We start from the raw sequence: 13,151 nt of genomic DNA, 5'->3' as shown, positions 1-13,151 counted from the left end.
AAAAGCAAAAAAGGCGTGGTCTCAGGCAAGCTCGTAGAACTGCATCACCACGCGGTCCGGGTGTCGGGCGCCACTGCCGACGAACATGCGTTCGGTGATCCAGGCCAGCGCGGGAGACGCGGTTTCAAAGCTGGGCGAGCAGCGGAAGTAGATCTGCGACGGATCGACCGGTTCGCCGCGCACCAGGCGCGCCATCAGGTCCGCGGGGCCGGAGCGCACGGCACGGTTCTGCACGTAAATCATGTCGCCGGCGTCGGTTTCCATCACGTAGCGCGCATCGAGTTCGGCAAGCCGGTCGCTGACCAGCAACTGGAAATCAGCACCGCCCGGCAGCACGCGGGCGGTCCAGCCATGGCCGGTGGCTTCGCCGCCCAGGATGGGAATCAGCCGGCGCAGGCCGCGCAGGGTCTGACCAACCTCCTGCGGCTGGCCGACCTGCACGGAGAGATTGGCAAAGTGAACAAGCTGTGGGACGAGCTGGGGCGCGGCGGATGAGTTCATGCGTTTAGCGTAATCCCCGAGAGCCGGGCGTGCTGTCATCCGCGAAGATGACAGCCTTCGCACGCCACCGGCGTGCCCTCAGGAAAAACAATGAGAAAGTGGAACCTCACCCAGGCGCCGGGTCCCGACACCGGCCAGGCCCTGGCCGGCATGATCACGCGGCTGGGCCTGCCGCATTTCGACAAGGAGCTGTTGGGCGGCCTGTATCCGCTGTTTCCCGCCGGCTCCTGGTCGGTGTACCGCACCGGCCCGCATTGCCGGCCGGCGATCTTCATGTCGGCCAGTCACGGCATTCCCGACACCACGCGCGACTGCTGGCGCGCCTACCTGTCCGGCCCTTACCTGAGCGACCGTTCGCTGGTGCGTGAGCAGGCCGGCCCGGCACGGGAGTCCACGCTGCTGTGCCACATCAGCGCGCAGGAAGTGGCGGCGGAGCACCGCGCCCGCGTGTACGAGGCGCATGGGGTGGCCGAGCGGGTGTCCATCGTGCGCCAGCAGACCGATGACACGGTGTTTGCGATCAATTTCTACCGGCATGTGCACCAGCGTGCCTTCAGTGACGGGCAGGTGGCAGCACTGGAGGGCCTGGCGCCGGCACTGCTGGCCCTGACCCAGAAACACCTGGCGATGGCGCAGTTGCCGGCGCCCGGGCTTTCAGGCGCCGCAGGCTCGGTGCCGTCGCTGGCGCAGCGGCTGAAACGGCTCAATGGCCAACTCACCGCGCGTGAACTCGATGTCTGCGCGCGCCTGCTGCAGGGCATGACGCAGGAAGGGGTGGCCGCAGACTTGGGCCTCGGCCTGCCGACGGTCAGGACCTACCGCAACCGTGCGTTTGCGCGGCTGGGCATCCATTTTCGCAACGAGCTGTTTGCGTTGGTGCTGCAGGCGCCGAACCTGCACTGAGTGTGGGTTCCGCCCGCGCTTAGATCCAGCCGAACCAGCCCAGCAGGGCGCCGGCCCCCAGCAGCCACAGCAAATGCATGCGGGTGCGCCAGACCACCAGCGCCGTCACCACGGTCAGCAGCGCCACCGGCCAGTCTTTCAGGCTGGCGACGTTGGCGCTGGCGAGGATCCAGCCGGTGGCGATCAGCAGCGCAATCACGATGGGCGCCATGCCCTGCTTGAAGGCGCGCACCCAGCGCAGGTTGCGGTTGCGGTGGCCCCAGCTGGCGGCCAGGTAGGTCAGCGTGGTGCTGGGCAGCATGATGCCCAGCATGGTGACCAGCACGCCGAACAGGCCCAGCAACGGGCCGCCCGCGTTCAGGCCCACCTGCCAGCCCATCAGCGCGACAAACAGCACGTTGGGGCCGGGCGCGGCCTGCGCAATTGCCACCGAGGCAGTGAACTGCGGGTCGGTCAGCCAGTGCTGCCGGTCCACCAGGTAGCGGTGCATGTCGGGCGCGGTGGTGATGGCGCCGCCTATCGACAGCAGCGACAGCGACAGGAAATGCACAAACATGCCGAGCCAGTCGGTCCATTGGAGGTTCAGGCTCATGGTGCGAGCTTGCGCCAGGTCAGGGTGCAGGCCAGCCCGCCGAGGCCGAGCAGCACATAGGCCAGCGGCAGGCGCAGCAGGGCGATGGCGGCAAAACACGCCACCGCCAAGGCAATGCAGACCGGCAGCCCGAGCGGGTGGGTTTTCAGCGCGCCCATGAGTTTGAGGCCGGTGGCCGCGATCAGCCCGGCGGCGACTGCGCCCATGCCGCGCAGCGCGCCGGCCACGCCGGGGTGGCCGGCGAACTGCGCATACACCAGCGCCAGCAGCAGCACCACCAGCAGCGGCACCGTCAGCATGCCGGCCAGGGCCACCATGGCGCCGCGCAGGCCGAAGTAGCGATGACCGATCATCAGCGAGAGGTTGACGACGTTGGGGCCTGGCATGATTTGCGCGACGGCCCATTCCTCGACAAACTCCTCGCGCGTCATCCAGCGCTTTTTCTCGACCAGCTCACGCTGCACGACGGCCAGCACACCGCCGAAACCCTGCAGCGCCAGCAGCGTGAAGGAGACAAACAGGTCGGTCAGGGACTGGGGCTGCGGGCGGGGGACTTCTTCTGGGCCGGGCGATGCATTCATGGCCTGATTATCGCCGGGCCGACGCCGCGCCGCGGGTTGCCAGCCACAAACCGAATGCTATCAAAAATATAGCTGCTAACGACCATGGGGAAAGCGCTTCGCCGAGAAAAAGCACGCCGAGCAGGGCTGCCGTCAGCGGGTTGAGCGCGAGAAACACGGTGACCCGCGTCGGCGATTCGTGTTTGAGGGCGTAGAGCCACCAGAAGTAGCCGATGCCGCTGGAGATGCCGATCAGGGCGACCACGATCCAGCTCTGCAGGCCGAGCGCCATGACCCGCGTTGGCCAGTTCTCGGCCAGCGCCAGCACGCCGAGAAACAGCACCGACACCAGCATCGCAAAACTGGACACCGCCAGCGTCGGGTAGCGCTGCAGGTAAGGGCGGTACAACACGCTGCACAGCGCGCCGACGCCGGCACTGGCCAGCACCGCCGCCTCACCCCACCAGTGGCCCGGATGCGGTGCCTGGAGTTTGGGCCAGAGCGACAGGGCCACGCCGGTGATGGACAGCTGTACACCGGCCAGCAGCGCGGCCGAAATGCGTTCGCGCCCGAGGGCGCTGGACAGCAGCAGGGTCAGCAGCGGGAACAGGCTGAAAATCAGCGCCGCCTGGGCGGCTCCGATGTGCTGCAGGCCGTAGTTGAGCAGCGCGATCAACACCGCAAACTGGCCGGTGCCGAGCGCGGCCATGGCCAGCCAGTCTGAAATTGCTATGTTTTTAAGAGCTGCTCGCGCTTGCCCATCAAGGGCTGGGGCCATGAAAGACTTCAAGAAGAAGGGCAGCAGGCAGGCAAAACCAATCGCGTAGCGCAGCAGCGCCAGGGTCAGCGGCGGCACCTCGGCCACGACAAAACGCGAGGCCACGATGGCGGCGCCGACCTGCACGCCGGTGGCGGCCGCGGCCAGCAGGGCCAGGTTGAGCTTCACCGGGGCGGCCGGCGGTTCACAGCCGCAGTTCCCAAGTCTCGCCGACCAGGTCTTTGCCGAAGCCGGTGTAGGGCTCGCTTTTGACCAGCTTGAAGCCGCGCCTGGCGTACAGGGCGCGCGCGCTGTCCAGGCAACTGTTGGTCCAGAGCACCATTTTTTTGTAGCCCTTGCTGCGCGCAAAGGCCAGGCACTCATCGGTCAGGCGTGCGCCCAGGCCCAGCCCGCGCGCCTGCGGCGTCAGGATCAGCAGGCGCAACTGCGCCACGGTTTTGGACTTGCGCACGACAAAGGCCGAACCGACACGTTCGCCATCAACCTCGGCGATCCAGCAGCGCTCCCAGTCAGGCTGGTGCTGGCGCACGTAGCCGGCGACGATCTCCGCCACCAGCGCTTCAAACGTGCTGTCCCAGCCGTATTCGCGGGCATAGACCTCGCCATGCTGCTGCACCACCCATCCCATGTCGCCGGCCTGCGGGTCGCGCAGCACGACGTTTTGTGGGGCGAGGGAAGCGTCCGGCGCCAGCAGGCGCTGCACGGTGGCCAGCGCCTGGGTCAGTTGCTGCTGCGCCGGCCTGGCCAGCGGCGCCAGCAGCGCGGCCGCCTCGTCGCGCGAGCGCTGCTGCAGCGGGGCAAACACCTGGTAGCCGGCCTCGGTGAGCTGCAGCAGGCTTTGCCGGGCATCGGCGGGCGAGGGCGTGCGGGCCATCCAGCCCTCACGTTCAAAGCGGCGCAGGATGCGGCTGAGGTAACCGGCGTCTAGGGACAGCTCACGGCCCAGTTCGGTGGCGGTGGGCTGGTCGCGGTGCGCCAGCTCGTAGAGAACGCGCACCTCGGTCAGTGAAAACGCGCTGCCCAGGTAAGGGTCGAGCACGCCGATGCGCTGCGTGTAGAAGCGATTGAAGCGGCGGACCGCCTTGATGTGGGCGGCGGAGACGGAAGTGGGTGTGGCAGCGGGACGCGGTGTCATAACCGCCATGATTTATCAATTACTTGACAAAGTCAAGTAATCGGCGCCGTGCGGTAGCCGACGTCAGACTGCGTCGCCGCGGCTGATCAGGGTGCGCAGGATCTTCTTCAGGGCGGTGACGTCACGTTCGCTGAAGTCCTGCAGCAGCGAGGTTTCGTGCGTCTTGGCCTGGGCCAGCAGCGCGGCCACGGTGGCGCGGCCCTGTTCGGTCTCGAACACCAGCGTGCGGCGTGCGTCGGCCGGGTCTTCGCCGCGCCGCACCCAGCCGGCTTTCTCCATGCGTTGCACGAGTTTGGTCAGCGTCGGTTGCTGGGCCAGGATCTCGCGCGCGAGCTCGCCAATCGTCAGGCCGTCACCATCCGACAAGGTGGCCAGCAGCCGCCATTCCAGCTGGCTCAAACCGGCGGCCTGGACCTGGGCGTGGAATTCGCTGTACACGGTGTGGCTGGCCCGCGCGAGCAGGTAGGACAGGTAGCCGTCGATGAAACGGCCCTCAGCCGCTGGCGCAGCTGCCGGTTTGCGGGAGCGGCTCATGGTGTGCCTCGCGAACGGGGAGGCCGGGTTGATGCGCTTGCGTATTGCATGAATATTCATATATTATGCGACGAATGACTATTGCCCTGCAAGCCACCCCGGGCCCCGATGCCCCTGTTCCCGCGGCGGCGCCGGACAGCCGGGCCCTGCGCAACGCGCTGGGTCAGTTCGCCACCGGCATCACGGTGGTGACCACCCGCGCCGGGAGCGGTGCCTTTGTCGGGCTCACGGTCAATTCGTTTTCGGCGCTGTCGCTGGAGCCGCCGCTGATCCTCTGGTCGCTGCGCTGCAGTTCACCCAGCCTGCCGGTCTTCGAGGCGGCGGATCGTTTTGTCGTCAACGTGCTGGCCGAAGCCCAGGTGGAGGTGTCGCGCCGTTTTGCCTCGCCGCAGGCCGACAAGTTCGAGGGGGTGGCGCATGCGGAAAACGCCTGGGGCCTGCCGCTCCTGCATGGCGCCAGTGCCTGGTTCGAATGCCGCACGGTGTCGCGGCAGGTGGCCGGCGACCATTGTTTGTTCATTGCCGAAGTCGAGCGCTTCACGCTGTCCGAGGCTGCGCCGCTGCTGTTTCATGCCGGCGGTTATTTCGCGCTCGGCTCACGCCTTTAGCCTTTAAGAAAGAGTTTTCATGCTGCAGGAACGAATTGAAGCCAAATGGATTGACTGCTTCGCCGAGACCTTTGCGTTGTGCGGCGTGAAGGCCGGCGACACGGCGGCCATTTTGTCCGAGACGCAGTCGCGCCCGGTCAATGTGCAGCTCGCCGAGCTGGCGCTGGCCAGGCTGGGTGCGCGGGCCTTTCACCTGGTGCTGAGCACGCCCCGGCTGGCCGCGCCGGTGCCGGTGCGCTCCACCGGCGCCTCGGATGCCATAGCCCAGCTCGCACCGGTGGTGCAGGCGCTGGCCGCCTGCACCTTTGTGGCCGACCTGACAGTGGAAGGCCTGCTGCATGCGGCCGAACTGCCCGATATTCTGAAGGGCGGCGCGCGCGTGCTGATGGTGTCCAACGAACATCCCGAAATTCTCGAGCGCTGCCTGCCCGATCCCGCGCTGGAGCCCAAGGTCAAGGCCGGCATCAAGCTGCTGCGCAGCGCCAAAGCCATGCGTGTGACTTCGCCCGCGGGCACCGACCTGGTCATCTCGCTGGTCGGCGCGCAGGCCGGCGGCGGCTGGGGTTACACGGCCCGGCCCGGCACCATCTCGCACTGGCCGGGCGGCTTGTGCCTGGCCTTTCCGGCCAAAGGGAGCGTGAACGGCACCCTGGTGCTGGCGCCCGGCGATGTCAACCTGACCTTCAAGCGTTACCTCGAACAAGCCGTGGTGCTGACGATAGAAAACGACTTCGTGACCGACATTGCCGGCCAGCATGTCGACGCCGACCTGATGCGCAGCTACTGGGCCGCCTGGGGCGACCGCGAAGCCTACGCCGTCTCGCATGTGGGCTGGGGCATGAACCCGAAGGCGCGCTGGGATGCGATGGCTCTGTACGACAAGAAGGACTTCAACGGCACCGAGCTGCGCGCCTTTGCCGGCAACTTCCTGTATTCGACCGGCGCCAACGAGGTGGCGGGGCGCCACACGCTGGGGCATTTCGATCTGCCGTTGCGGGGCTGCACTGTGGCGCTGGACGGTCAGGTGATCGTGGACGCCGGGCAACTGACCGGCGAGCTGGCCTGAGCCATGGGTATGCCGGCCTTTCTCGAACAAGGTGAAGGCGAGACCGCCGTGTTCCTGCTGCACGGCGTGGGTGGCGGCAAGGAGGCCTGGGCCCACAACCAGCCGGTGTTGGCCAGCCACGGCTTCCGGACGGTGGCCTGGGACATGCCGGGTTATGGCGCATCAGCGCCCCTGTCGCCCTGCACCAACGCGCGGCTGGCCGATGCCTTGAAAACCCTGATCGAGCATGTGGGCGCCAGGCGCAACGTGCTGCTCGGTCACAGCATGGGCGGCATGGTTGCGCAGGAGCTGGTGGCTCTGCATCCCGCGCTGGTGCATGGTTTGATTCTCTACAGCACCTCGCCGGCTTTCGGCAAGGCCGATGGTGACTGGCAGCAGCAGTTTTTGCAGAGCCGTTTTGCGCCGCTGGACCAGGGGCTGGGCATGGCAGGCCTCGCCAACCAGCTGGTGCCCACCATGTTCGCGCCCGACGCCGAGCCGGCGCGCATCGCCGAAGCCGCCGCGCTGATGGCCCGCGTCCCCGCAGAAAGTTACCGAGCCGCGCTGTCGGCCATCGTGTCCTTCAATCGGCTGGCTGCGCTGGGCAACATCGCCGTGCCCACCTTGTGCCTGGCCGGCGAACTCGATCTCAACGCGCCGCCCGCCGTGGTGGAAAAAATGGCCAGCCGCATTCCCGGCGCCGCTTATGTCTGCCTGCCGCAGGTGGGCCACATCGCCAACATCGAGCAGCCCGGGCTGTTCAACAACGCCGTCCTGACATTTCTGAAACAACACTTTTTGCCCTGACCCGACCCGAGGAACCGACCCATGTCTGCACTGCCTGTCTCCCCACCGCCTGCCGCCCGCTATCAGCCGCCTTCGATTGCCGGCGACTACACCGAACTCACGCCCAAGCAGACCGAACTGCTGGCCATTGCTGCCCGTCTCGGGCGCGAAAAATTCGCGCCGCGCGCGCAGCAGATCGACCGCGATGCGGTGTTTCCTTTCGAGAACTACGCCGACCTGCGCGAAGCCGGCCTGCTCAGCATCTGTGTGCCTGAAGAATACGGCGGCTGGGGAGCTGACTTCGCCACCTATGTGATGACCGCGGCAGAAATCGGCCGACATTGCGGCGCCACCGCGCTGACACTGAACATGCATGTGAGCTCCACCATGTGGACCGGCTTCATCGCCGATGACCTCGACATGACGCCCGAGCAGCGCGCCAACCACGAAGCCCACCGCAAGGTGCATTACGAACGTGTGGTGAAGCAGGGCAAGGTCTACTCGCAGCCGTTTTCCGAAGGCGGTGCCGCAGCCGCCGGCAAGGCGCCTTTCGGCACCCTGGCCCGAAAGGTCGAAGGGGGCTACATCGTCAATGGCAAGAAAATTTTCGCCTCGCTGGCCGGCGCGGCTGACTACTACGGCATTTTGTGCACGCTGGACAAGCCCGGTGCCACGCAGCGCGATTCGCTCTACCTGGCGGTTGACAAAAACTCGGACGGTGTCAGCGTGACCGGCGACTGGGACCCGTTGGGCATGCGCGGCACGGTGTCGCGCACGCTGGTGTTCCAGGACGTGTTTGTGCCTGAAGTGGAGCGCCTGATTCCCGAGGGCCTGTACGCCCAGGCGGCGCTGCGCTGGCCGCACATGTTTGCGACCCTGTCGCCGACCTACATGGGTATTTGCCAGGCGGCCTACGACTTCACGGTGCAGTATTTGCGTGGCGAGGTGCCCGGCACGCCGCCGGTCAAGCGCCGCATGTACCCGACCAAACAGATCGCGGTCGCGGAAATGAAAGTCCGGCTGGAGCAGACGCGCGCCATCTTTCTGCAGAATGCACGCGCTGCCCGCGTCGATCCTTCCAAGGAAATCCGACTCGGGCTGTACGCCGCACACTACACCATCATGGAAAACGCCAACGAAATCTGTCGGTTGGCAGTGCGCACCTGCGGTGGCCAGTCCATGCTCAAGACCCTGCCGCTGGAGCGCATGTACCGCGATTCGCGTTGTGGCTCGCTGATGCTGCCCTGGACCGCGGAGCTCTGTATCGACCGGCTCGGGCGCGAATGCCTGTACGAGGCCGGTGAACAGGACGAACAGGCTGTGCTGTAAGCCGCCGGGATCGGAATGAATCTCGCGCAGATCATCGAGCGGCACGCGCAGTTCTCGCCGCAGCAGGTGGCCATCCACGCGGCCGGGGAAGACATCAGTTATCCCGCCTTGTGGCAGCGCATCGAGTCTGCGACGCACGCGCTGCTGGCGGCCGGTGTGCGTCCGGGCGACCGGGTGGCCTGGCTGGGTTTCAACGATCCAGCCCTGCTGGTGCTGCTGTTTGCGCTTTCTCGTGTCGGGGCAATTCTGCTGCCACTCAATTACCGCTTGGCCGCACCCGAACAGGTGGCCATTCTTGGCCATGCGGGTGTGAGCCTGCTGGTCAGCGACAGCGCCCACGCCAGTGCGGCTGCCGCGCTGGCCGCGGCCCAGGGATGCCGCCTGCTGCCTGCCGCCGGGCTGGCCGCGGATGCTGTTGGCGGTAACGGCACTGGCGTCCTTGCAGGGGAGTACGCCTCGCCGGTGCTGCTGGTCTACACCTCGGGCACCACCGGCCGGCCCAAGGGCGCCTTGCATACGCAGTCCGGCCTGATCTGGAACTGCGTGATTTCCGCGCATGCACATGAGCTCCGGCAGGAAGACCATGTGCTGAGCGTGTTGCCGATGTTTCATGTCGGTGGCCTGTGCATCCAGACCCTGCCGGCCCTGCATGCCGGCGCCACCGTGACCCTGCATGCGCGTTTTGAAGCGGCAGCCTGGCTGGCCGATGTGGCCGGGCGACGGCCCACGCTGTCATTGATGGTGCCTGCCACCTTGCGCGCGGTGCTGGACCATGCCGATTTTGCTTCGACCGATCTTTCTTCCTTGAGGTTTTTAGCCGCGGGCTCTTCCACGATTCCGGCATCAATGATCGCGGCCATCCATGCACGCGGTGTGCCGGTCGGCCAGGTTTATGGCGCGACCGAAACCGGCCCCGTCTCCATCTATCTGCGCCGCGCCGATGCGATGCAACATGTCGGTGCAGCTGGCCAGGCCGGATTGCATGTGGACGTGAAACTCGTCAACACGCGGGGTAAGACCGTGGCCCCGGGCGAGGTCGGCGAAATCTGCGTGTCTGCACCCAATGTGATGTGTGCCTACTGGTCCGACGCCGGCAATCCGGCCTTTGCCGATGGCTGGTTTCATACCGGCGACCTGGCACGTTGTGATGAAGCCGGGTTTTATGAAGTGGTGGGCCGCTCGAAAGACATGATCATCTCGGGCGGCGAAAACGTCTACCCGGCAGAGATTGAAAACCTGCTGGCCGATTGTCCGGAGATTCTGGAGGCCGCGGTGGTGGGCCAGCCCGATGCGCGCTGGGGCGAGGTGGTGGTCGCCGTGGTGGTGAAAGCGCCTGGCGCGGTTATCGACGCTGCGCAGGTGCTGCAGCTGTTCGAGGGCCGGCTCGCCCGCTTCAAACACCCAAAGCGCATCGTGTTCTGCGAAGCCTTGCCCAAAACCGCCCTGGGCAAGGTGCAGAAAGCCGGCCTGCTGGCCGGCCTTTCCACACAATAAACCTCAATAAACCGGCTGGTGTTTTCTGATCGTGGCCTGGACCTCATCGCTGAGCACAAAGCCCGGGCCGAATTTCGCGGCCAGTTCGCCGGCGCGCTGCACAAACGCGTCCACGCCCATGCTGTAGATGAATTGCATCGCGCCGCCGGTCCAGGCGGGAAAGCCGATGCCGAAGATGGAGCCGATGTTGGCGTCGTGCACGCTGGTCAGCACGTTTTCGCTGAGGCAACGCGCGGTCTCCACGGCCTGGCGGTACAGCAGCCGATCTTTCAGGTCGGTGATGTCCCAAGCCACGCCGGGCTTTTCAAACAGGGGTTTGAGTTCGGGCCACAAGGTTTTCTTCGCGCCTTTTTCCTCGGGGTAGTCGTAAAAACCGGCGCCCGCGGCCCGGCCGTTACGGTCGAACTCCTTGACCATGCGCTCGACGATCAGCTCGCCCGGTGTGGCGATATAGGTCTTGCCTTCGGCCACATAGTCGGCGCGGGTCTGGTCCAGCACGTGCACGCTCAGTGACAGCGCGGTTTCGTCGAGCACCGCGAGCGGGCCCACCGGCATGCCGCACTGGATGCCGGCGTTTTCAATCGCCGCTGCCGGAATGCCTTCGCCGAGCATGGCTGCACCTTCCATCACAAAGGTGCCAAAGGTGCGGCTGGTGTAAAAACCGCGCGAGTCGTTGACCACGATCGGAATCTTGCCCAAGGCCTGCACATAGTCAAAGGCACGCGCCACGGTTTCATCGTCGGTCTGCTTGCCGCGGATGATCTCGACCAGCTTCATCTTGTCGACCGGGCTGAAGAAGTGGATGCCGATGAACTTGTCCGGGTGCGCACTCGCCGTGGCCAGCCCGCTGATCGGCAGGGTGGAGGTGTTGGACGCAAAAAAGCCGCCAGGTGCGAGCAAAGGCTCGGCTTCCTGCGTGACCTTGGCTTTGAGGTCGCGGCGCTCAAACACGGCTTCAATGATGAGTTCGCTGCCGGCCAGGTCGGCCACCTTGTCGGTGGCGCTGATGCGCGCGAGCAGGGCGGCCTGCTCGGGCGCGCTCATACGGCCCTTGTCCACGCGTGCCTGCGTCAGTTTGGTGCTGTAGGCCTTGCCGGCATCGGCCTTGTCCTGGCTCACATCCCTGAGCACGGTAGCGATGCCGCGGCTGGCCTGGACGTAGGCAATGCCTGCGCCCATCATGCCGGCGCCGAGCAGGCCGACCTTCTGCGGCTTGTAACGCGGGACATCTTTCGGACGCGAGCGGCCCGACTTGATCGCGTTCATGTTGAAGAAGAAGGTGTTGATCATGTTCTTGGCCACCGGACTGACGATCAGCCTGGCTAGGTAACGCGATTCGATGCGCAGCGCGGTGTCGAAATCGACCTGCGCGCCCTCGACGATGGCGGCCAGCGCATATTCAGGCGCCGGGTACAGGCCGCGGGTTTTCTGCTTGAGCACGGCCGGCGCCACGGCCAGCATGCCGGCGATCTTGGGGTTGGCCGGCGTGCCGCCAGGCATCTTGTAGTTTTTGTCGTCCCAGGGGTGGTGCGCCGGAGCGGCGGCGCCATCATGCGTCGCGATCCAGGCCAGGGCCGCAGGGCGCAGCGCGGCGGCATCCGGCACCAGCTCATGCACCAAGCCCAGCTCCAGCGCTTCATGCGGGTTGAACAGCTTGCTTTCCAGAATATAGGGCTGCGCGCCCATCAGGCCCAGCAGCCGCGTCATCTTGGTGATGCCGCTGGCGCCGGGGATCAGTCCCAGCGTGATTTCGGGCAGGCCGAACTGGATCTTCCTGTCATCGACCGCGATGCGGTAGTGGCCGACCAGCGCCACTTCCCAGCCACCGCCGAGCGCCGTGCCGTTGAGGCAGCTGACCACCGGTTTGCCCAGGGTTTCCAGCGTGCGGAAGTTCTTCTTGGTCTGCTCAATCTCCTTGAACACCTGGGGCGCGTCCGCGGCCTGCAGCCGCATCGTGGCCTTGAGGTCTGCACCGGCAAAAAAAGTACTTTTGTTCGACGCCAGCACGATGCCGCGAATCGCTTCCTTGTCTTTCACGACCTGCGCGGTGGCTTCGGTCAGGTCTTTCTGCCACTGGGCGCACATGGTGTTGACCGGTGAGCCTTCCTCGTCGAAGGTGAGGGTGGCAATGCCGTCGGCCAGTTCGTATTGGATGGTTTTCATCAGATTCTTTCCACAATCGTTGCAATGCCCATGCCGCCGCCCACACACAGCGTGGCCAGGCCGTAACGCAGCTTGCGCCGGTGCAGCTCGTCAATCAGGGTGCCCAGAATCATCGCGCCAGTGGCGCCCAGCGGGTGGCCCATGGCGATCGCGCCGCCATTGACGTTGACCTTGTCGTGCGGCACCTTCATCTCTTTCATGAAACGCATCACCACCGCAGCAAAAGCCTCATTGACCTCGAACAGGTCGATCTGGTCGATGGTCAAGCCCGCCTTGGCCAGCGCCTTGCGTGCCGCGGGCATGGGACCGGTCAGCATGATGGTCGGGTCGGCACCGCTGAGCGCGGCCGCGACGATGCGGGCGCGTGGCGTCAGGCCATGGATTTTTCCGGCGGCTTCGGAGCCGACCAGCACCGCGGCCGCGCCATCGACGATGCCCGAGGAGTTGCCGGCATGATGCACATGGTGGATGCGCTCGACCTGCGGGTAACGCGTCAGGGCGACCTGGTCAAAACCCATGCCGCCCATCTGTTCAAACGCGGGCCGCAGCGAGGCCAAGCCTTCCAGCGTGGTGTGCGGCTTGATGAACTCGTCCTGCGCGAGGATGGTCTGGTCCAGGAAGTCTTTCACCGGCACGACCGAGCGGTCGAAATGGCCCGCCGCGCGGGCCTGGGTTGCGCGTTTCTGGCTTTCCAGTGCAAAAGCGTCGACATCGGCGCGGCTG

The 13,151-nt window shown here is 65.8% G+C and carries 14 protein-coding genes; 6 read left to right on the top strand and 8 right to left on the bottom strand.

The window, feature by feature from the left end; all coding sequences use genetic code 11:
- Positions 1 to 21: 21 nt before the first annotated feature.
- Entirely contained in the window at positions 22 to 501 is a 480-nt protein-coding gene (locus AAG813_RS07075; RefSeq protein ID WP_341913296.1) for a DUF3237 domain-containing protein, read from the bottom strand.
- A 90-nt stretch (positions 502 to 591) separates the two neighbouring features.
- Here AAG813_RS07075 and AAG813_RS07070 point away from each other — a divergent pair, with 90 nt between their 5' ends.
- Positions 592 to 1,404 (top strand): helix-turn-helix transcriptional regulator, encoded by an 813-nt coding sequence (locus tag AAG813_RS07070; RefSeq protein ID WP_341913293.1) that lies wholly within the window; start codon positions 592 to 594, stop codon positions 1,402 to 1,404.
- 19 nt (positions 1,405 to 1,423) lie between these two features.
- Here the strand turns inward: AAG813_RS07070 and AAG813_RS07065 are convergent, their stop codons facing one another.
- The 5 genes from AAG813_RS07065 to AAG813_RS07045 form a co-directional block, all read right to left on the bottom strand.
- Positions 1,424 to 1,996 carry a chromate transporter gene (locus tag AAG813_RS07065; RefSeq protein WP_341913291.1) on the bottom strand — a complete coding sequence of 191 codons (573 nt, stop codon included), beginning with the start codon at positions 1,994 to 1,996 and terminating at the stop codon, positions 1,424 to 1,426.
- Positions 1,993 to 2,577: a chromate transporter gene (locus AAG813_RS07060; RefSeq protein ID WP_341913289.1), complete on the bottom strand. Its 585-nt coding sequence runs from the start codon at positions 2,575 to 2,577 to the stop codon at positions 1,993 to 1,995. The genes AAG813_RS07065 and AAG813_RS07060 overlap by 4 nt, the downstream gene beginning before the upstream one ends.
- 7 nt (positions 2,578 to 2,584) lie before the next feature.
- Complete coding sequence (locus tag AAG813_RS07055; protein WP_341913287.1) at positions 2,585 to 3,502, bottom strand: DMT family transporter; 918 nt, start codon at positions 3,500 to 3,502, stop codon at positions 2,585 to 2,587.
- Positions 3,503 to 3,518: 16 nt separating this feature from the next.
- Positions 3,519 to 4,469 (bottom strand): bifunctional helix-turn-helix transcriptional regulator/GNAT family N-acetyltransferase, encoded by a 951-nt coding sequence (locus tag AAG813_RS07050; protein WP_341913549.1) that lies wholly within the window; start codon positions 4,467 to 4,469, stop codon positions 3,519 to 3,521.
- Between the two features lie 63 nt (positions 4,470 to 4,532).
- Complete coding sequence (locus tag AAG813_RS07045) at positions 4,533 to 5,003, bottom strand: MarR family transcriptional regulator (protein WP_341913285.1); 471 nt, start codon at positions 5,001 to 5,003, stop codon at positions 4,533 to 4,535.
- 74 nt (positions 5,004 to 5,077) lie between these two features.
- Between AAG813_RS07045 and AAG813_RS07040 the strand changes: the two genes are divergently transcribed.
- The 5 genes from AAG813_RS07040 to AAG813_RS07020 are packed head-to-tail and all read left to right on the top strand — an operon-like array spanning position 5,078 to position 10,265.
- Positions 5,078 to 5,611, top strand: coding sequence for a flavin reductase family protein (locus tag AAG813_RS07040; protein ID WP_341913283.1), 534 nt, complete (start codon positions 5,078 to 5,080; stop codon positions 5,609 to 5,611).
- A gap of 19 nt (positions 5,612 to 5,630) precedes the next feature.
- The gene (locus tag AAG813_RS07035; protein WP_341913281.1) at positions 5,631 to 6,677 is read left to right on the top strand and encodes a peptidase M29; all 1,047 of its coding nucleotides are present in this window, start codon (positions 5,631 to 5,633) and stop codon (positions 6,675 to 6,677) included.
- Positions 6,678 to 6,680: 3 nt separating this feature from the next.
- The gene (locus AAG813_RS07030; RefSeq protein ID WP_341913279.1) at positions 6,681 to 7,463 is read left to right on the top strand and encodes an alpha/beta fold hydrolase; all 783 of its coding nucleotides are present in this window, start codon (positions 6,681 to 6,683) and stop codon (positions 7,461 to 7,463) included.
- A 21-nt stretch (positions 7,464 to 7,484) separates the two neighbouring features.
- Positions 7,485 to 8,771: an acyl-CoA dehydrogenase family protein gene (locus tag AAG813_RS07025; RefSeq protein ID WP_341913276.1), complete on the top strand. Its 1,287-nt coding sequence runs from the start codon at positions 7,485 to 7,487 to the stop codon at positions 8,769 to 8,771.
- A gap of 15 nt (positions 8,772 to 8,786) precedes the next feature.
- Complete coding sequence (locus tag AAG813_RS07020; protein WP_341913274.1) at positions 8,787 to 10,265, top strand: AMP-binding protein; 1,479 nt, start codon at positions 8,787 to 8,789, stop codon at positions 10,263 to 10,265.
- Positions 10,266 to 10,268: 3 nt separating this feature from the next.
- On the opposite strand, the gene AAG813_RS07015 is transcribed toward AAG813_RS07020, so the two are convergent.
- Both AAG813_RS07015 and AAG813_RS07010 read right to left on the bottom strand, forming a co-directional pair.
- Positions 10,269 to 12,428, bottom strand: coding sequence for a 3-hydroxyacyl-CoA dehydrogenase NAD-binding domain-containing protein (locus AAG813_RS07015; RefSeq protein WP_341913272.1), 2,160 nt, complete (start codon positions 12,426 to 12,428; stop codon positions 10,269 to 10,271).
- Positions 12,428 to 13,151, bottom strand: a 724-nt coding sequence (locus tag AAG813_RS07010; protein ID WP_341913270.1) for an acetyl-CoA C-acyltransferase, incomplete at its 5' end; no start/stop codon positions are given. The genes AAG813_RS07010 and AAG813_RS07015, both read right to left, overlap by 1 nt.

Source organism: Polaromonas sp. YR568, from assembly GCF_943371715.1.
In the GTDB taxonomy this organism is placed as follows: Bacteria; Pseudomonadota; Gammaproteobacteria; order Burkholderiales; family Burkholderiaceae_C; genus Polaromonas.
The sequence above is the reverse complement of the archived record's forward strand: the minus strand, read 5'-3'. Positions and strand labels throughout refer to the sequence as shown.